Consider the following 17998-nt stretch of genomic DNA (forward strand, 5'->3'; position numbering starts at 1 on the left):
TATTTGATAGATGACCGAACAGGACGGCGTCGACGAACAGAAGCGAGCGACGCTCCGGCGGTTCGCTGCGCTCGGCGCGGCGAGCCCGCTCGCGACGTTCTCGGACGCCGATTCGAGGGCGGACGCGAGCGAGAGCGACGTCCGCGACGCCATCACGGGGTACCTGTCGACGACGCCGGGCGCGCACTTCTCGAAGGTGCGCGACGACCTCCAGCTCGGGACGGGCGAGACCCAGCATCACGTCCGGCAGCTCGTCGAGGAGGGGCGGGTGTCGGTGTACCGGGACGGCGACTACAAGCGCCTGTATCCGGCCGGGGAGTTCTCGGAGTTCGAGATGCGCGCGCTCGGCTACCTGCGTCGGGAGACGCCGCGCGGGATGCTCGTGACGCTCCTGCGAGACTCGTCGGCGACGCCGTCGGACCTGGCCACCGAACTGGGCGTGTCGCGGCCGACGGTGAGCAAGTACGCGGGCGAACTGGAGGCCGCGGGGTTGCTGTCGCGCGAGGACGGGTACGCGGTGGCGGCGCCGGAGACGGTGTTGCTGCTCGTCGTCGGTTACGCGGACAGCTTCGACGAGCGCGCGGTCGCGCTCTCGCGCGAGGCGGCGGACCTCGTGACGTTCGACGCGTAGCTGGCTGGTTCTGGGAGAATCGGTTCGATTCGATCGTTATGATGCGGTCAGCGCACGGCGAAGAAAGAGGGCTGGCGTGACCGTGCTCCCTGGCGTGGTCAGGCGACGAGTGCGCCGGTGGCCAGTGCGCGGTACGGGTCGCGTTCGTCCTGGAGGGCGTCGAGGAACGCCTTCGCGGTGACGTGCGTGCCGTCGGGAAGCGTGCAGGGGGCGACGCCGGCGAGGTCGCCGTCGTATTCGAGCGTGAGGTAGACGACTGGCGTGTGGAGGACGCTCTCTCTGTCGTCCGTCATCGGGTTGGTCCGGGTGTGGAGCCGGAACGGGGTGCTGACGTCGACGTCGTTCGCGTCGCCCCACGCGGTGACGGTCTCGTAGACGTCGACGGCTTCGACGTCGCGGTCGAGGGAGACGGTCGCGGGCCATTCGGTGAACTCGCAGTCGTCGACGCGGTCGGTGGCGTCGAGCGTGCGTGCCGCGGCGACGACCTCGTCCTGGGACTTCGAGATCGGCGTGTACGCCCTGAGGTAGACGTTGAGTGTCGCGGTCATGACGCCTAGTCCTTAATCAACGTTCATCATAAACCGTTCGGTGAGTGTCGGTCCTCGATACCGAACGCGGGGGTACACGGTGCGACGGAGCGAAACGGACCGCGAAAAGCGTGGCCCTCGCTGGGGTCCGGTCCGGGTCGGGGTGTCGGGGCCCGACTGGGGCGTGGTGGATGACAGGCGGCGGGAGTCGACGAGTTCGCGGTTCGGCCTACGTGGTCACCTTCCAGGTCGTCGAAGACGAGTAGCCCCACTTCTCGACGTCGACCTCGAAGTCGCCGGCCGCGATGGCCGTCATGTTCGTCCCGACCTCCTTCGCGGTCATGTCGAGGTCCTGCCCGATGAGGCGGGACTTGAAGTACGTCTTCGCGTCGGCCTCGCCCCGGAGGTACTCGAGGATGCGTCGCTGCTTCTCGGAGAGGTCCGTCGTCGCCGCGGCACTCGTGCTCATACACGAGACGACGGGAGCGGCTCCCTTAGGGGGTTTGGTACGGGTGGTTAATCCGCCGCTTGCTTGCGGTTCTCCGACGACAGATGGTGCCTGGGTCCCCCTGGCTGTCCACCGTTGGTACGGCCGGTTAACGCGAACGTACCGTCTGGTCCCTCGAACGCAGGGAGTCGCTTCCGTCCGTCGCTTCCAGAACGGTTCAGAAACTTCTTACCGGCGGATGACGCAGTCCGACCCAATGAGTCGCGAGTTCGTCGAGGTGAGTGTCGTCCTCCCCGCGTACAACGAGGCGGCCACCATCAGGACCACGGTGGAGACGACCCTCGACGCGCTCGCCGCGTTCCTCCCGCCCGACGCGTTCGAGGTGATCGTCGCCGAGGACGGCTGCGAGGACGAGACGCCGGAGATCGCCGACGAGATGGCGGCGGCCGACGACCGCGTCCGGCACTTCCACGCCGACGAGCGACTCGGTCGCGGCGGCGCGCTCGAGCGCGCGTTCGAGGCGTCGGCGGGCGAGACGCTCGTGTACTTCGACACGGACATGGCGACCGACATGCGTCACCTGGAGGAACTCGTCGAGTCCGTCCGCACGGAGGGATACGACGTCGCGACCGGCTCCCGGTGGATCGCGGGCCGCGAAGCCGACCGTCCCGCCAAGCGCGGCGTCCCGAGTCGCGTCTTCAACGGCCTGACGCGACTGTTCCTCCGCTCCGACCTCCAGGACCACCAGTGCGGGTTCAAGGCGTTCGACAGGGCCGCCCTCCTGGAACTGATGCCGGTCGTGCAGGACCAGCACTGGTTCTGGGACACCGAGGTCCTCGTGAAGGCCCAGCGTCGCGGCATGCGCGTCAAGGAGTTCCCCGTCGACTGGGAGCCCAAGGGCGACACGAAGGTCGACCTCGTCCGGGACGTGTTCGGGATGGGGAGCCAGATCGTCCGGACCTGGTGGGAGCTGTCGGTGTCGCCGCGCGTGAACCGCCGCGTCGGCATCGTCGCCGGGACGCTCCTGACGCTCGTCGCTATCGGACTGATGCCGCTGTACCTCGACCCTGGAGAGGTGCTCGACAAGATGGCGGGCGCCGACCCGGCGCTCGTCGCGGCGTCGGCGGTCGTCTACCTGCTGTCCTGGCCGCTGCGTGGCGTCCGCTACCGCGACATCCTCTCGGAGATCGGGTACGACAGCGACGTCGGGTTCCTCACGGGCGCGATATTCATCTCCCAGACCGGGAACCTCGTGTTCCCCGCGCGCGCCGGCGACGCGGTCCGCGCGTACGTCGTCAAGGCCCGACGCGGCATTCCCTATCCGTCCGGGTTCGCGTCGCTCGCCGTCGAGCGCGTGTTCGACCTCCTCACCATCACGATGCTCGCGGGGTCGGTCCTGATTGCGCTCGTCGCGACGGGGAACGCGGCGGACCTCCAGGCGGCACTCGCGGGCGAGGCCGCGAGCGGCGACGTCGGACAGAGCGGACAGACCGCGGTCTACCTCGCGGCAGTCGTCGGCATCCTCGCGATCGGGTCGGTCGTCGCCATCGTCGCGTCGGCGCGGACGGACGGGAACCGCATCGAGGCGGCGCTCCAGTCGATCTCCTCGGACTCCTACGTCGGCTACGTCGCCGGCGTCCTCGAGCAGTTCGTCGGGGACATCCAGCGCGTCGCGAGCGACGGGCGGGCGTTCTCGGTGATCGCCGGGTCGAGCGTCGTCATCTGGACGCTGGACGTCCTCACCGCGGTGGTCGTGATGCGCGCGTTCGGCGGGTTCGACGTGCTCGCGCTCCCGTGGCTGCTCGCGGTCGCGTTCTTCGCGGTGAGCGTCGGGAACCTCGCGAAGGTACTCCCGCTCACGCCCGGTGGCGTCGGGCTCTACGAGGGCGCGTTCACGCTCCTCGTCGTCGCGCTGACGCCAGCGAGCGTCGGTGCGGAGGTGGCACTCGCCGTCGCGGTCGTCGACCACTTCGTGAAGAACGTCGTGACGGTCGTCGGCGGCCTCGGGTCGATGCTCGTCCTGAACGTCTCGCTGACGGAAGCGGTCGCGGAGAGCGCGGACGAGGTCGACCCCGCCGAGTCCGAACCCGCGAAACAGTAGCTCGACCCCGCCGAGTCCGACCCCGCGAAACAGTAGTCGCGGCCGACGGCGCGTGGTCTCCAGGAGTCAGTAGGCGTCGGTGACGAACGGCCCGAGCGCACCGGCGACGGCGGTCTCGAGCGCGTCGGTGCGCGAGACGACGTTCCCGGTGAGGATGCCGGCGGCGCCCTCCTGGGTGGCGACGCTCTCGCGACCGTACGCGTCGTCCATGACCGGGCCGAGTTCCTCGCCGGCGTCGACGCGCTCGGCGACCGCGTCCGGGAGGCGAAGGGCGGGGCCGCTCGCGGTCTCGACGCGGTCGCCGTCGGTGACGGCCGCCCACATGACGAGGAAGCGGCCGTCGACACCGTCGAACTCGGCGATCCCGCCTTCGATGCCGACGCCGAGGTCGAACTCGCCGGCGTCGTACGCTCGACGAGCGCGCGAGATGGCACCCTCGACGGTCTGAGCGTGGCCGCGGGGTTGCTCGGGGACGCCGCTGTCGACGTCGACGGCGTCGACGGACAGCCCCGGCATCTCGCCGATGGCGGCTTTGGTGGCTGAACGCTTCACGGGATTGGTCGAGCCGACGCCGACGAACATACGAGATGCTTTGGGGGCGAGGGTGGTATAGGCGTTGCTCACTGCGCCGCCCGGTATTCGACCGTCGACGCGGGGACTCCGTGGAGGCGTTCGGGTGCCTCCGGAGCAGTTCGCCGACGGCTGCCGACCACGTGGTGGTACTTAGATGTTTTGTCGTTCGTTCACATGCACCGCTCTAGCGGGCGATTACTCCGGTTCTGGAAGAAAATTCCGGAACCCTTATGTAGTGGCGTGCGTCATCAAGGTGTTACGGAACTGCGGGCGTCCGGGTTCTCACGTTCGGCCGCTCCCCCGGTAGCCCCCGCCTTCGCACCAACCATGACAGACGCACGAACACGAACCAGAACGAGAGTCGCGAGCACGGAAGAGGAATCGGAGAAGGGCGAGCAGGTCACCTGCCCGGAGTGCAACGGTGACGTCGTCACAGAGGGTCAGGAGACGGTCTGCAACATGTGCGGACTCGTCGTCGACACCGACGAGGTCGACCGCGGCCCCGAGTGGCGCGCGTTCGACGCCCAGGAGAAGAACGAGAAGTCCCGCGTCGGCGCGCCCACGACGAACACGATGCACGACAAGGGGCTGTCGACGAACATCGACTGGCGGGACAAGGACGCCTACGGCAACTCGCTGGACTCCCGCCAGCGCGAGAAGATGCAGCGCCTCCGCAAGTGGAACGAGCGCTTCCGCACGCGCGACAGCAAGGAACGCAACCTCAAGCAGGCGCTCGGCGAGATCGACCGCATGGCGAGCGCGGTCGGCCTCCCGGACAACGTCCGCGAGACCGCCAGCGTCATCTACCGGCGCGCGCTCGACGAGGACCTCCTCCCGGGTCGCAGCATCGAGGGCGTCGCGACCTCCGCGGTGTACGCCGCCGCGCGCCAGGCCGGCGTCCCGCGCAGCCTCGACGAGATCGGCGACGTCTCGCGCGTCGAGAAGAACGAGGTCGCGCGCACGTACCGTTACGTCGTCCGCGAACTCGGCCTCCAGGTCGCGCCCGCGGACCCCGAGAGCTACGTGCCGCGGTTCGCGAGCGGTCTCGAACTCAGCGACGAGGCCGAGCACCGCGCGCGCTCGCTCCTCAAGACCGCCAAGGAGAAGGGCGTTCACTCCGGGAAGTCGCCGGTCGGCCTCGCCGCCGCCGCCGTCTACGCCGCGAGCCTCCTGACCAACGAGAAGACGACGCAGGCCGCCGTATCCGACGTCGCCGACATCTCCGAGGTCACCATCCGGAACCGCTACCACGAGCTCCTCGAAGCCGAGGACACGCTCGGACTCGCCTGACTGCACGAGCGTAAACCGGCTGCACGAGCGTACGGCGGCCGTCAGGCCGCCGTTTCGAGCTGATTGACCGCACGAGCATCCGGCGGCTGGCAGGCCGCCGTTTTCACGACCGAGGGTTCCAGCGGACGACGGCCGCGAGTGCCGTCGCGACCGGAACTTTCTCCCGCGCTGTCGACGGATAGCCGGGCATGGACTTCGAGTCGTTCGTGCTGTGTGCGGCGACCGACGATCTCGCGGACGCCGCGTCGGCGGTGGCGCGCGAGCACGCGGACGCGATCGAGTACCGCATGGACGCGGTGGACGCGGCGGCGGACGCGGGAGCGGTGTCGCCGTCGGTGACGGCGCTCGCCGAGTACGACGGCGACCTGCCGGTGGTGGCGACGAACCGCGCGGCGTGGGAGGGCGGCGAAGCGGCGCCGGACGTGCCGCCGAGCGAGCAGGACGCGGTCGACGAGACGCGAGCGCGGAATCGCCTGGAGTCGCTCGCGGCGGCGGCGAGCGTCGACGCGGTCGCGGCGGTGGACGTCGAACTCGCGAGCCTCGCCGCCGGATCGCCCGGCGTCGACACCGTGCTCGCGGAAGCACGAGCGAACGACGTCGCGGTGATCGCGTCGAGTCACGACTTCGAGCGCACGCCGTCCCGAGCGGCGATGCGCGAGACGCTCGCCACCGGCCTCGAGCACGCGGACGTGGCGAAGCTCGCGGTGACCGCCGAATCCACGCGCGACGCCCTGGACGTGCTCGCGGTGACGAGCGAGCTCGCGGACGAACCAGTGGCGACGATGGCGATGGGCGCGGTCGGCCGGCACACGCGCGCCGTCGCACCCGTCTACGGGTCGAAAATCGGGTACGCGCCCGTCGACCCGGAGCGCGCGACCGCACCCGGCCAGTACGACCTCGCGACGCTCGCCGGCCTCGTCGCCGACCTCCGGTGAGTCTAGCTGGCAGGAACGTCCACGACCTCCGGTGAGTCTAGCTGGCAGGAACGTCCACGACCTCCGGTGAGTCTAGCTGGCAGGAACGTCCACGACCTCCGGTGAGCCTAGCTGCCAGGAACGTCGACGCCACACGTCCACTCCGAACGCGGCGTCCGACGAAACCGAACGGTAAAGACCCCGGCGAGAAAACGCCGCCCCATGCTCGGTACTCGGGTGCGCGCCGTCGCCGTCGGCATCTGCTCGCTGCTGTTCCCAGGCCTCGGCCAGGCACTCCTCCGCCGCTGGGTGCGCGCCCTCCTCTTCGCCGGCCTGTTCATCTCCACGCTCGCCATCTTCCTCCCCGAATCCGCGTACGTGGCCGACCCCACGTTCGAGTCCGTCATGCGCGCCACCGAAAGCATGTCCGACTGGGGCACCATCGCCGTCACCGTCGTCCAGTTCGCCGCCATGATGGACGCCTACGTCCAGGCCCTCCAGACCCACCAGCAACCCACCGACGGCCCCACCTGCCCCCGATGCGGCCGCGAGATCGACCCCACGCACGGCTTCTGTCACTGGTGCACCTACGAGTTCGAAGAACCAACGACAGAATAAGCGACCGCCGGCTCGGCGTACGTCGCTCCGTAGAAGCGACGTGCTCGACGGCTTCGCCGTCTCGCTTCCTCGAGGCGCGTAGCGCCACTCGCCCTCACCGGCGCTGACGCGCCGGCTCGGCGTTCGTCGCTCCGTGAGAGCGACTACTTCTCTATTATCCGTTCATCAACTGCTTCGCCGAAGTGCCGCGCGGTGTCCTCGTAGTACACGAGGAGCTCGTCGCCGGGCTCGAGGTCCGTGACCGCCGTCCGGCCCTCGCGCGTCTGGACCTTGATCGTCTCCGCGTTCTGGAGGAGGGTCTCGAACCGGTCGCCGTCGCGCTCCAGTTCCACGCGGAACATCGGCCGGCGCTCGATCTTCGCGCGGCCTACGACGGCCTCTCGGGTCCCGCCGTCGACGTCGACGAGCTGGACCTCGTCGCCCGACCCGAGTTCGCTCAAGTACTTCGTGCCGCCGTCGGGCGTCCGCACGTACGCGTGCACCGCGCCCGCGTTCACGCGGAACGGCCGGCTCGCGACGTACGGCGACTCCGCGGTCTCCGCGTGCACGAACACGAGCCCGCGACTCATCGACCCGACGAGCATCCCCTCGTCGTCGTCCATCAGCGACGCCGTATCCACGCAGACGCGGTCCGCACTCCCGGTCTGTTCGATACTCGTTACCTCTGCCCACGTCAGGTCCAGTTGCTCGCGCTCGGTCGCGTCCCGTTCCGCGACCGTCTCCCGGACGACGTCCGGGTCGTCCGAGTCCAGGAGGACCGCGTCCGCGCCGAGTTCCAGCGTCTCGAACGCCGTCCGCGCCTCCTCCGCGGTCGTCACGCCAGCGACCAGCGTCGTCTCGTCGCCGATGCGCGCGATGAGGTTCTCCAGGGGGATGATCGTCCAGTCCTCGCCGACGACGATCGTGTACTCGCCAGCGTCCGCGGCCGCCTCCGCGAACGCCTCGTACTCCTGTCCGCGGATCTCGACGTACGAGCCGTCCGCGGCACCGCGCCGTACCGTCGACAGGTCCGCCGACCCGGAGAGGTCCGGCGGGAGCGACACCGTCCCGTCGCCCTCGCCGCCCTTCCCGACGAGGTACGCGTCCGCGGGCTCGACGTCGATCGCGTCGCCGCCCTCCTCGTCGTCGTCGCCCTCTGCGTCCTCGATGCGGTCGACGCCGGATTCGTCGGCGTCGTCGACGAGCGTGCTGTCGCCGTCCGCGCTGAACGCCGCGACGTTCACCTCGCCGAGTTCGCGGACGCGCCCGACGTCGGCCTCGTCGACCACCACCCAGTCCACGCCGGCCTCGAGACCGGCGGTGATGCGACGCCGTCGAGCGTCCCAGTCGCCGACCTCGTCGTCGGCCTTCAGCCAGACTTCGCGTGTCATGCCGCTATCTCCTCGTGGCGGTCGCTTGAACGTGGCGGATGCGACACCGACGCGAAAGCGCGGGCAACGAGCCCGGGTCAGGAGGAGTCCTCGCCGGTGCCGTCCCAGTTCCGGCCGTCGGGGTCGTACGTCGGCGTGTGCGAGCCGTGCTGGCCGCCGACGTCACGGGAATCGTTCGCCGGGGCGTCGTCGACGTTGGCCGGGCGTTCGGTCGAGCCGTCCGTCTCGCTTGCCGCGTCGACGACGTCCTCGTCGCTCCCTACCGTCTCGTCGCCGTCGACCGCTTCGTCGACCGGTCGCGTCGGAACGCCCGCGCTACCCGGTTCGGGTTCGACGAGCGTCCCGGCGACGCCCGCGAGCGCGCTCCCGACGGCGGTGACCGCGGCGAGCGCGAGCGCGTTCACCGCGATCGCGCCGAACGCGAGCGACACCGAGGACTCCTCGACGATGTAGCCCTCTCCGGCCTGGCCGTACGCGAGGTGGGCGACGGCGACGAACGCGACGAACCCGACCGCGACGCCGACGAACGCACCGAGGGCGACGCCGCCGACGCGAGTGCGCCGCGACCCGCGGGCGCGGAGCGCTCCGGCGAACGCCACGCCGACCGCGACGACCGGGAGCAGTATCGGCGCGAACAGGAACGTGATGTTCGTCAGATAGTTCTGGTAGCGCTGGCGCGCTCCGTCCCCGGACTCCGCGGGGTTCGGGTTCGGGCCACTGCCGGTGTCGACGGTATCCGCACCCACCGCACCCAGCGCGTGCGGCACCACTCCGAGCGCGAGCGCCGTCGCGACCACCGCCAGCGCCACCCCCAGCACGACCGGCTGGCCACCGACCGCCCGCCACGCACCACCGACCGAACGCCGGAGGTCGTCGACGTCGAACACGTCGTCGTCGCGTCCGCTCATACCCGACTCTGATGCGGGCGACGACAAAAGCTTTCTCCGGCGCCGCGGCCGCCGTACGCTTGGAGAATTAGCGCGTGGAAACGGCGGCCTGGCGGCCGCCGTATGCTCGTGCGGGCAGTAGGCCGCCGTATGCTGGTGGAGTCAGGGAGGAGCGGAAACGGCGTCCTGGCGGACGCCGTATGCTGGTGCGGGCAGTAGGCCGCCGTATGCTCGCGGAGTCAGTCGTCGATTCGCTCGACGCCGTCGACCTCGAGCACGAGGTCCTTCCCGTACGCGGTCGACGGCGTCTGGTAGCCGGTGGGGGCGTCGCCGTCGAGGACGCGACGCACGCACAGCAGGGCGGTGTCGCGAGTGAGCGCGTACGCGTTCGGGGTCTCGAGGTGCGAGACGACGCGCTCGCCGGCTGCGTTCTCGGCTTCGCCGTAGATCTCGCCGCTACCCTCGCGGAGTTGCTCGTCGTCCGGGCCGTCGATTCGGCGGTCGACGAGCCACTTCAGGAGCGACTGCACCGGCCCCGTCTGCACGAGCGGTGCGAGCTTGCGGAACGTCCGGAGGCGAGAGATCGTGTCCGGGTGCGTCTCCGAGTACACGCGGACGTTCCCCACGCCCGTCGAGTGGTAGGCCGTCACCACGTCCCCCCAGGGGATCGTCATCGCGCTCCGGGTGCCGTGCGAGAACTCGAACTCGCGGTCGTCGAACGCCTGCGGGACGCGCTTCAACTCGCCGTTCTCGCGGACGACGCCGTCGTCGCCGAACCCCTCGACCATCGTCATCGCCGTCCCCCGCGACAGGCCGCCCATCCCGCCGAGCGCGAGCGTGATCGACTCGGCGTCCGGCAGCCGGTCGACGAGGTGCGCCGCCAGGCAGTCCGACGGCACCACGTCGAATCCCGTCCCCGGCAGGAGCATGACGCCCGCGTCCGCGGCTTCCTCGCTCCGTTGCGCGAGCGCGTCGAAGACCTGCCACTCGCCCGTGATGTCGAGGTAGTGCGTGCCCGTCTCGATGCACGCGTCCACCATCGGCTCTGCCGTCCGCGAGAACGGGCCCGCGCAGTTCAGGACCACGTCGAAGTCCCCGATCTCGCTCGCGACGTCGTCGCCGCCCGAAAGCGAGAACACCGCGCCCTCCAGCCCCAATCGGCTCGCCTGCGACCGAACCTTCTCGGCGTTCCGACCGGCCACGGTCGGGTCGAGGTCGCTCGACGCCGCCGCCTGCTTCGCTATCAACTCGCCCGTGTACCCGTAAGATCCGTAGATGAGGACGTCGTCGGCCATGTCACTCCCCTGTGCTCTCCGGTCGGATAAGGCTACGTGTACGTGCGAACAACCCGCGACGCTTGCCAGCGGAAGCGTTCCCGTGCGAAGCCAGGGAGCGCAGCGGGCCTACGCGAGGTCGTACAGGTCCTCGTACTTCTCGGTGACGTAGTCGAGGAAGTAGTCGGCCGTGTAGGGTTCGCCGGTCGCGTGTTCGACGAGGTCGTCGGTCTCGTAGCGCTTCCCGTGCCGGTGGACGTGCTCGTTCAGCCACTCCATGAGGGGGTCGAACTCGCCCTCGCGGAGCTTCGCGTCGAGGTCGTCGAGGTCGTCCTCGGCGGCGGCGTACAGCTGCGCGGCGAGGACGCTCCCCAGGGAGTACGTCGAGAAGTACCCGAAGCTCCCGTGACTCCAGTGGATGTCCTGCAGGCAGCCCTCGGCGTCCGTCTCCGGACGAATCCCGAGGTACTGTTCGTACTTGTCGTTCCAGGCCTCCGGGACGTCCTCGACGTCGAGGTCGCCCGAGATCAGGTCGCGTTCGATCTCGAAGCGCACCACGACGTGCATGTGGTACGTGAGCTCGTCCGCTTCGACGCGAATGAGGTTGTCCTCGTACACCTGGTTCGCGGCCTCGTAGGCGTCCTCGACGGTGACGTCGTCCAGCCCGTCGAAGTGCGCCTTGAGTTCCGGGAGGAAGTACTGCCAGAACGCCTTCGAGCGGCCGACGTGGTTCTCCCAGAGGCGACTCTGGGACTCGTGGACGGTCAGGTCGCGGGCTTCGCCCAGCGGCGTCCCGTAGTGCTCGTCGGGGAGTCCCTGCGTGTACGACGCGTGCCCGAACTCGTGGACCGTCGAGTACGTCGCGCCGAGCGGGTCCTCCTCGTCGAATCGCGTCGTGACGCGCGCGTCGTACTGCGTGCCCGACGAGAACGGATGCGGGGCCTCGTCGAGCCGTCCGCGGTCCCAGTCGTAGCCGAGTTCGTCCAGGACCGCACGCACGAACGCCATCTGGTCGTCGGTGTCGTAGGTGTCGTCGAACGAATCGACCGCCAGGTCGGCGTCGCTGTCGCGGACCGCGTCGACGAGCGGCGGGAGCTCCTCCTTGAGGCGGTCGAGTACGCGCTCGGCCGTCTCGAGTCCGAGGTACGGTTCGTACTCCTCGAACAGCGTCTCGTAGGGGTCCTTCTCGGGCGCGATGTGATTCGCGTACTCGCGCTTCAGTTCGACGAGCTCCGCCAGCGCGGGCGCGAACGTCGAGAAGTCGTCCTCGGCCCTCGCCTCCTTCCACGTCGGGTGCGCCTCGCTCGTCTTCTGACTGATCTCCTCGACGAGCTCGGTCGGGACGCTCGTCGCTCGCTCGCGCTCGCGGGACACCTCGCGGACGACCGCCGCCTGCTCGTCGGTCAGGTCCGCGTCCGCGAGCGCGTCGAGCTGCTCGCCGAGCTCGTCGCTCGTCAGCAGTTCGTGACTCACGGCCGACAGCGCGGCGGTCTGCCGGGACCGCGCCGGCGTCCCCGCCTCGGGCATCATGACCTCCTGGTCCCACGACAGCACTCCCCTCGCGTACCCGAGGTTCTTGTATCGCGTGACCGTCTCGAGGAACTCCTCGTACGCGGCCGGCGTCTCCGTCGCCACAGAAGCGTCCGTATCCATCGCGCAATACTTTCCGCTACCTGCTCATGAAAGCATGGATTCTCACCGGCCCACCGCTCGACGATCTCGCCAGCGCCACCCGCGACACCACTGCAACTCCAGAAACGGCGTCCTGGCGGACGCCGTATGCTACAGGAGGCAGTTTCGACCCGATGGTTTATGAACCACTCCGGCGAGGTTCCCGGTATGCTCTCGCCGTACGCGAGCTTCGAGCTCCTGACGGTCGTCGTCGCGGGTCTCTGTGGCGTGCACGCGTACCGGACTCGCGACCTGCCGTTCTTCGGAACGGCCGTCGTCTACGGGGTCGTGCTGGAGAAGCTCGTCGTCCTCGGGTTCGAGGACTACACGTACCCGGCCGCGCGGTTCGTCGACGTCGCCGGCATTCCGCTCGCGATCGGGCTCGGGTGGAGCGTCGTCCTGTACGCGGGCTACGAGACCGCGCGCCGCTGGGAGATCGACCCGCCTGCTCGCGCGGCGTTCGTCGCGCTGTTCGTGCTGCACGTCGACCTCGCGCTCGACGCCGTCGCCATCCGCGTCCAGCCCGTCGGGTTCTGGACGTGGACGCCCGCCGGCGAGTACTTCGGCGTGCCGCTCGGGAACTTCTTCGGGTGGTTCGCGGTCGGCTTCCTGTTCGTCGCCGTCTACGACGTCGCGCTCGGTCGCGCAGCGACCGCGGCGTGGTCCGACGGGGTGGACGAGGTCAGGGCCCGAGCAGTGGCTGCCGCGGTGACGCTCGTCGCCGCGTCCGCGCTCCTCTACGTCGCGATGTTCGCGTGGGACGTCGTGACGCTCGAGTCGACGCTCCGGAAGGCGATCGTCCTCGGGTCCTGCATGGTCGCCGCTGGTATCGCCGTCGCGCGCTCGAACGCGTCGCTCCGCCAGCCCGCGACGCTCCCGTCGCTCGCGGTGTTCCTCACGCACGGCTACTTCCTCGCCGCGCTCCTCTGGCTCGGCGTCCACCGCACGGAGCCGTTCCTCCTCGCGATGAGTCTCGCGATGCTCGGCGTCGCCGCCGCCCTCCACGTCGCCCCCGTCGTCCTCGCCCGCGGGCGCTCGCCGGAGGCGACGCCCGAGACGCCCTGAGCGATCGAGCGCACCCGGTCGACTCGAACGACCGACGAGCGGTCAGGCGAACGGTCGCTCGGCGATCGCGCGGTAGATTCGCGCACAGCGGTCGAGGACGGCGACGCTCGCGCTCTCCCCGGCGGTGTGGGCTTCGCCCGGTTCGGCGACGCCGCAGACGACGCAGGCGACGCCGGCGCGGTCGTCGAGCCACCCCGCGTCGGTCGCGTGCGGCTTGCTCACCAGTTCGGGCGTCGCGTCCTGCGAGTCGGCCGCCGCCGCGAGCACGGCGTCCGCGAACGCGTCGTCGCGACAGCGCATCGGCGGGAGGTCCTGGTCGACCGTCCACGTGACGCCGTCGACGGCCTCGACGCGCGAGACGGGCGCGCGCTCCCCGGGCACCGTCCGCTCGTCCACCGTCACCGAACAGGAGTCGGGGACGACGTTCCACGCGCTCCCGCCGTCGATCTCCGTGACGACGACGCTCCCCGAGATCGTCTCGCCGGCGACGTCGACGCTCGGCCACTCGAGTTCGCGTAGGACGTCGACCGCATCCGTCGCGCGGTAGATGGCGTTCGCGCCGTCCTCGGGGACGCTCGCGTGCACCGAGGTTCCGTCGGCGGTGACGGTGACCGCTCGCCGGCCCTTGTGCGCGACCGCGACGTCGGTCGCGTCCGGCGTCGAGTACCCAGTCGACCCCTCGCCGACCACTGCCCACTCGGGCGCGAACCCGTCCGCGATCGCCGCGCGAGCGCCGACGCCGCCCGCTTCCTCGCCGACGAACGACGCGAACGCGAGATCGCGCTCGGGTGCAGTGGAGTCAGTAAGGTCGGCGTCCCGGAACGCGAGCATCGTCGCCGCGACCGCGCCCTTCATGTCCGCCGTCCCGCGACCCCTGACGCGCTCGCCGTCCGCGCTCGATTCGAACGCGATGGTCCCGTCGGCCGCGACCTGCGAGTCGTCCGGCGGCACCACGTCGTGGTGGCCGACGAGCGCGAGCGTCGGCCGGTCGCGCGCGGTCACGTCCCCCGCGTCCGCGAGCTCGCGGTCGGTCTCCGCAGGTTCGCTCCCGGGCGTCCGACGCGCGAACACGTTCCCGTGATCGTCCCGCAGGACGTCGCCGGGGGCGTGCTCGCGGAGCCACGCCTCGATGCGGTCGCCCGCGACGGCCTCGGCGTCGTCGACGGGAACGGCGACGAGTTCGCGCGTCAACGCCACGACCTCCGGGACCGCGTCGCGTTCGGGTGGCTCGTCGCGTTCGGGTGGCTCGTCGCGCCCGTCGCCGTCAGCGCCCACGTTCGAACTCGGATTCGTCATGGGCGAGACTGTGAGGCGACTCCACAAGAGGTTTCTCCGCGCTTTTCGAACCCGTGTGCAATGACGGACGACGCCAACGGACTCTCTCTCCGCATGTTCCTCGTCGGACTCTGCATGGGGACCGCCGACGCCGTCCCCGGCGTCTCCGGCGGCACCATCGCACTCCTGGCCGGCATCTACGACCGTCTCATCGACGCCATCACCGACCTGACGCCGGACGCCGCCGTTCGCGCGCTCCGCGCGGTCGCGAGCCTCGACGCGGGCGGCCTCTGGGCGGTCGTCGAGGACACCGACGCGCTCTTCTTGGGGACGCTCGCCGTCGGCATCTCCCTCGCGATCGTCGTCATCTCCCGCATCGTCCACTACGCCGAGGTCACCCACCCCGTCGCGCTGTTCGGGTTCTTCTTCGGGCTCATCTTCGCGAGCGCGCTCGTGCTCTCCCGCCAGATCAGTCTCGACACGCGCCGGCACGCGATCGCGGCCGTCGCCGGGTTCCTCGTCGCGTTCACGCTCTCGGGCGACGTCGAACTGCTCGCCGGTCACAACCTCGCACTCACGTTCTTCGCCGGCACGGTCGCCATCAGCGCCACCATCCTCCCCGGCATCTCGGGCGCGCTCATCCTCGTCGTCCTCGGACAGTACACGTACCTCACCGAGGCACTCTCCGGGTTCGTCGACGCCGCGCTCGCGCTCGCGACCGGCGGCGCGGTCGACCGCGTCCTCGACCCCGCCGCGACCGTCGTCGCGTTCCTCGCCGGCGCCGCCGTCGGCCTCCTCACGGTCGCGCGCCTCGTCGACCGCGCGCTCGAGGCCGACCGCCGGACCACCATGGCCTTCCTCGTCGCACTCGTCGCCGGCGCCCTCCGCGCGCCCGTCACCGAAGTCTCGCGGCGCGAGGGCCTCGCGTGGACGACCGACGTCCTCGCGCAGTTCGTCGCCGTCGCCGTCGTCGGCGCCGTCATCCTGTTCGCGCTCGACCGCTACGCCGTCGACATCGACGTCGACACCGGCGACCTCGACGACGTCGACGCGGACGTCGCCGGCCACGACCGCTGAGCGCGCGACGGCAGCCGTCGACGACCACTGAACGCGCGACGCCGGGGTGCTCGCCGGGCGCTCGCGCCCGCTCCCGGCCGCCGCGTCGGTCGTGGGAGCGACCAACAAACCACCCTTTTAAACGGCGAGGCCCGTAGAGTCGTGCATGAACGTAGTCCCGGACACGAGCGTGGTCGTCGACGGCCGCGTGTCCGCGAAGGTCGACGACGGCACGTACGAGGGCGCGACCGTCATGGTCCCCGAGGCCGTCGTCGCCGAGCTCGAAGCGCAGGCCAACGCCGGCCACGACACCGGCTGGGCGGGCCTGGAGGAACTGCAGCGACTCGCCGAGCGCGCCGACGACGACGTCATCAATCTGAAGTACGTCGGGGAGCGTCCCGACGACGTCGCCATCGACGCGGCGAGCGAGGGCGAGATCGACGCGCTCATCCGCGAGATCGCGGAGGACCGCGGCGCGACGTTCCTGACGAGCGACGTCGTCCAGGGCCAGGTCGCGACGGCCAAGGGCATCGACGTCGACGTCGTCTCCCCGGAGGTCGAGGAACTCGGGACGCTCGCCATCGAGAACTACTTCGACGACGACACGATGAGCGTCCACCTCAAGGCGGGCGCGGTCCCGAAGGCAAAGCGCGGCGAGATCGGCGACATGCACTACGTCCCGGTCGCGGACGACCCGCTCGACGAGGCGACGATGGACGAGTACGCGAACGAGGTCGTCAACGCCGCCAAGGAGGAGTCGGACGGGTTCCTCGAGCTCTCGAAGACGGGGATGGACATCGTGCAGTTCCGCGACTACCGGATCGCGGTCGCGCGCCCGCCGTTCGCGGACGGCATCGAGATCACGGCCGTCCGCCCGATCGCGCTCACGACCATCGAGGACTACGAGTTCGCGGACGAACTCACCGACCGCCTCCTCGAGCGCCAGCGCGGCGTCCTCATCTCCGGGAGCCCCGGTGCGGGGAAGTCGACGTTCGCGCAAGCCGTCGCGAACTACCTCGCAGAGCACGACTTCTCCGTGAAGACGATGGAGAAACCCCGCGACCTCCAGGTCGGGCCGGACATCACGCAGTACACGGAACTCGACGGGTCGATGGCGAACACCGCCGACTCGCTCCTGATGGTGCGGCCGGACTACACGATCTACGACGAGGTCCGGAAGACCGACGACTTCGAGGTGTTCGCGGACATGCGACTCGCGGGCGTCGGCATGGTCGGCGTCGTGCACGCGACGCGCGCGATCGACGCGCTCCAGCGCCTCGTCGGCCGCGTCGAACTCGGGATGATCCCGCAGGTCGTCGACACGGTCGTCTACATCGAAGCCGGCGAAGTCGACACCGTGTACGACGTCAAGACCGAGGTGAAGGTCCCGCACGGCCTCACCGAGGAGGACCTCGCGCGCCCCGTCATCACGATCAACGAGTTCGAGAGCGGCGAACCCAAGTACGAGATCTACACGTTCAACCGGCAGGTCGTCACGGTCCCGCTGGAGGACGCCGGCGAGAGCAGCGACTCCGGCGTCGACCGCATCGCGAAGCAAGAGATCGAGCGCGAGATCCGCTCGATCGCTCGCGGCCACGTCAGCGTCCAGCTGAAGGGCCAGAACACGGCAGTCGTCTACGTCGACGACGACGACATCTCGAGCGTCATCGGGAAGGGCGGCGGCCGCATCCAGGACGTCGAGAACCGCCTCGGGATCGACATCGACGTCCGCACGCACGACGAGAACCCCCACTACGAGACTGGCGGGTCGAGCGGGTCGGCGAACGCGTCGAGCGGCTCCGCGAGCGCGTCGGGCGGGTCCGGCGGCGCCGAGGAGACCGGCCAGCTCGTCCAGCCGGAGATCACGAGCCGACACGTCGTCATCCCGGTCGAGGGTCACACGGGCGAGACCGTCGAGGTGCGCGCTGGCAACGAGTACCTGTTCACGGCGACCGTCGGCCGCGGCGGCGAGGTCCAGGTGTCTCGGGGGAGCGGCATCGCGGAGGAGTTAGAGCGCGCCGTCGACCGGAAGGCGACCATCGCCGTCCACACGGCCTGACGCCGGTCGCAGGTGCGAGAACCGACCGGCTCGCTGGAGTGCTCCGTCCGGTTCGCTGGAACGGGTCGTTCGGTTCGCTGGACGGGTGCCCGGTCGACTCGCCGGGCCACTGGGCGTACTGTCGCCAGTAGGCGACGGCTTGGCCGCTCCTTCCAGTCGGGTACGGGGGGTCCGGGCCCCGACTGCTGACGGGTTTATCGAACTGCGAATCCGCGTGAATCCCGACCCGTTTTATCGAC

16 protein-coding genes are annotated in these 17998 nt (G+C 69.9%); 8 read left to right on the forward strand and 8 right to left on the reverse strand.

From position 1 onward, the window contains the following. Positions 1-10 precede the first annotated feature (10 nt). Positions 11-631, forward strand: coding sequence for a MarR family transcriptional regulator (locus G9C85_RS12410; protein ID WP_166040376.1), 621 nt, complete (start codon positions 11-13; stop codon positions 629-631). A 98-nt stretch (positions 632-729) separates the two neighbouring features. Here G9C85_RS12410 and G9C85_RS12415 read toward each other — a convergent pair whose 3' ends face one another. Beyond that, complete coding sequence (locus G9C85_RS12415; RefSeq protein ID WP_166040378.1) at positions 730-1179, reverse strand: HTH domain-containing protein; 450 nt, start codon at positions 1177-1179, stop codon at positions 730-732. Positions 1180-1387: 208 nt separating this feature from the next. Further along, positions 1388-1627 carry a hypothetical protein gene (locus G9C85_RS12420; RefSeq protein WP_166040380.1) on the reverse strand — a complete coding sequence of 80 codons (240 nt, stop codon included), beginning with the start codon at positions 1625-1627 and terminating at the stop codon, positions 1388-1390. A gap of 235 nt (positions 1628-1862) precedes the next feature. Between G9C85_RS12420 and G9C85_RS12425 the strand changes: the two genes are divergently transcribed. Next, positions 1863-3707: a flippase-like domain-containing protein gene (locus G9C85_RS12425; protein ID WP_166040382.1), complete on the forward strand. Its 1845-nt coding sequence runs from the start codon at positions 1863-1865 to the stop codon at positions 3705-3707. A 66-nt stretch (positions 3708-3773) separates the two neighbouring features. On the opposite strand, the gene yjjX is transcribed toward G9C85_RS12425, so the two are convergent. Next, the gene (yjjX, locus tag G9C85_RS12430) at positions 3774-4289 is read right to left on the reverse strand and encodes an inosine/xanthosine triphosphatase (RefSeq protein ID WP_166040384.1); all 516 of its coding nucleotides are present in this window, start codon (positions 4287-4289) and stop codon (positions 3774-3776) included. Between the two features lie 318 nt (positions 4290-4607). Here yjjX and G9C85_RS12435 point away from each other — a divergent pair, with 318 nt between their 5' ends. From G9C85_RS12435 to G9C85_RS12445, 3 genes are all read left to right on the forward strand, one after another. After that, positions 4608-5570, forward strand: coding sequence for a transcription initiation factor IIB family protein (locus G9C85_RS12435; RefSeq protein ID WP_166040386.1), 963 nt, complete (start codon positions 4608-4610; stop codon positions 5568-5570). A gap of 188 nt (positions 5571-5758) precedes the next feature. After that, positions 5759-6505: a type I 3-dehydroquinate dehydratase gene (locus tag G9C85_RS12440; protein ID WP_166040388.1), complete on the forward strand. Its 747-nt coding sequence runs from the start codon at positions 5759-5761 to the stop codon at positions 6503-6505. Between the two features lie 201 nt (positions 6506-6706). Continuing rightward, the gene (locus tag G9C85_RS12445) at positions 6707-7102 is read left to right on the forward strand and encodes a zinc ribbon domain-containing protein (RefSeq protein ID WP_166040390.1); all 396 of its coding nucleotides are present in this window, start codon (positions 6707-6709) and stop codon (positions 7100-7102) included. A 143-nt stretch (positions 7103-7245) separates the two neighbouring features. Here G9C85_RS12445 and G9C85_RS12450 read toward each other — a convergent pair whose 3' ends face one another. The 4 genes from G9C85_RS12450 to G9C85_RS12465 form a co-directional block, all read right to left on the reverse strand. Beyond that, positions 7246-8472, reverse strand: coding sequence for a 3-dehydroquinate synthase II (locus tag G9C85_RS12450; RefSeq protein ID WP_166040392.1), 1227 nt, complete (start codon positions 8470-8472; stop codon positions 7246-7248). A 77-nt stretch (positions 8473-8549) separates the two neighbouring features. Beyond that, positions 8550-9380, reverse strand: coding sequence for a hypothetical protein (locus G9C85_RS12455; RefSeq protein ID WP_166040394.1), 831 nt, complete (start codon positions 9378-9380; stop codon positions 8550-8552). 218 nt (positions 9381-9598) lie between these two features. Next, a complete protein-coding gene (locus G9C85_RS12460) occupies positions 9599-10654 on the reverse strand; it encodes a trans-acting enoyl reductase family protein (RefSeq protein WP_166040396.1) in 1056 nt (351 codons plus the stop codon). Between the two features lie 108 nt (positions 10655-10762). Continuing rightward, positions 10763-12286 carry a carboxypeptidase M32 gene (locus tag G9C85_RS12465; protein ID WP_166040398.1) on the reverse strand — a complete coding sequence of 508 codons (1524 nt, stop codon included), beginning with the start codon at positions 12284-12286 and terminating at the stop codon, positions 10763-10765. Between the two features lie 186 nt (positions 12287-12472). Between G9C85_RS12465 and G9C85_RS12470 the strand changes: the two genes are divergently transcribed. Beyond that, positions 12473-13369: a carotenoid biosynthesis protein gene (locus tag G9C85_RS12470; protein ID WP_166040400.1), complete on the forward strand. Its 897-nt coding sequence runs from the start codon at positions 12473-12475 to the stop codon at positions 13367-13369. A 42-nt stretch (positions 13370-13411) separates the two neighbouring features. Here G9C85_RS12470 and G9C85_RS12475 read toward each other — a convergent pair whose 3' ends face one another. Further along, complete coding sequence (locus tag G9C85_RS12475; RefSeq protein ID WP_166040402.1) at positions 13412-14665, reverse strand: M20 family metallopeptidase; 1254 nt, start codon at positions 14663-14665, stop codon at positions 13412-13414. Positions 14666-14725: 60 nt separating this feature from the next. On the opposite strand from G9C85_RS12475, the gene G9C85_RS12480 reads away from it, so the two are divergent. Both G9C85_RS12480 and G9C85_RS12485 read left to right on the forward strand, forming a co-directional pair. Continuing rightward, on the forward strand, positions 14726-15721 hold the full coding sequence (locus G9C85_RS12480; RefSeq protein WP_166040404.1) for a DUF368 domain-containing protein: 996 nt from the start codon (positions 14726-14728) through the stop codon (positions 15719-15721). 145 nt (positions 15722-15866) lie between these two features. Continuing rightward, the gene (locus tag G9C85_RS12485) at positions 15867-17759 is read left to right on the forward strand and encodes a PINc/VapC family ATPase (RefSeq protein ID WP_166040406.1); all 1893 of its coding nucleotides are present in this window, start codon (positions 15867-15869) and stop codon (positions 17757-17759) included. Positions 17760-17998 lie beyond the last annotated feature (239 nt).

The organism is Halorubellus sp. JP-L1 (assembly GCF_011440375.1).
Lineage (GTDB): Archaea > Halobacteriota > Halobacteria > Halobacteriales > Natrialbaceae > Halorubellus.

Excerpts from the sequence above, each read along its gene's own strand:
- G9C85_RS12415 (WP_166040378.1), bottom strand. The coding sequence starts at position 1,179 with ATGACCGCGACACTCAACGTCTACCTCAGGGCGTACACGCCGATCTCG.
- G9C85_RS12480 (WP_166040404.1), top strand. The coding sequence starts at position 14,726 with ATGACGGACGACGCCAACGGACTCTCTCTCCGCATGTTCCTCGTCGGA.
- G9C85_RS12425 (WP_166040382.1), top strand. The coding sequence starts at position 1,863 with ATGAGTCGCGAGTTCGTCGAGGTGAGTGTCGTCCTCCCCGCGTACAAC.
- G9C85_RS12470 (WP_166040400.1), top strand. The coding sequence starts at position 12,473 with ATGCTCTCGCCGTACGCGAGCTTCGAGCTCCTGACGGTCGTCGTCGCG.
- G9C85_RS12465 (WP_166040398.1), bottom strand. The coding sequence starts at position 12,286 with ATGGATACGGACGCTTCTGTGGCGACGGAGACGCCGGCCGCGTACGAG.
- G9C85_RS12410 (WP_166040376.1), top strand. The coding sequence starts at position 11 with ATGACCGAACAGGACGGCGTCGACGAACAGAAGCGAGCGACGCTCCGG.
- G9C85_RS12440 (WP_166040388.1), top strand. The coding sequence starts at position 5,759 with ATGGACTTCGAGTCGTTCGTGCTGTGTGCGGCGACCGACGATCTCGCG.
- G9C85_RS12435 (WP_166040386.1), top strand. The coding sequence starts at position 4,608 with ATGACAGACGCACGAACACGAACCAGAACGAGAGTCGCGAGCACGGAA.
- G9C85_RS12445 (WP_166040390.1), top strand. The coding sequence starts at position 6,707 with ATGCTCGGTACTCGGGTGCGCGCCGTCGCCGTCGGCATCTGCTCGCTG.
- G9C85_RS12420 (WP_166040380.1), bottom strand. The coding sequence starts at position 1,627 with ATGAGCACGAGTGCCGCGGCGACGACGGACCTCTCCGAGAAGCAGCGA.
- G9C85_RS12485 (WP_166040406.1), top strand. The coding sequence starts at position 15,867 with ATGAACGTAGTCCCGGACACGAGCGTGGTCGTCGACGGCCGCGTGTCC.
- G9C85_RS12450 (WP_166040392.1), bottom strand. The coding sequence starts at position 8,472 with ATGACACGCGAAGTCTGGCTGAAGGCCGACGACGAGGTCGGCGACTGG.
- G9C85_RS12455 (WP_166040394.1), bottom strand. The coding sequence starts at position 9,380 with ATGAGCGGACGCGACGACGACGTGTTCGACGTCGACGACCTCCGGCGT.
- G9C85_RS12460 (WP_166040396.1), bottom strand. The coding sequence starts at position 10,654 with ATGGCCGACGACGTCCTCATCTACGGATCTTACGGGTACACGGGCGAG.
- G9C85_RS12475 (WP_166040402.1), bottom strand. The coding sequence starts at position 14,665 with ATGACGAATCCGAGTTCGAACGTGGGCGCTGACGGCGACGGGCGCGAC.
- yjjX (WP_166040384.1), bottom strand. The coding sequence starts at position 4,289 with ATGTTCGTCGGCGTCGGCTCGACCAATCCCGTGAAGCGTTCAGCCACC.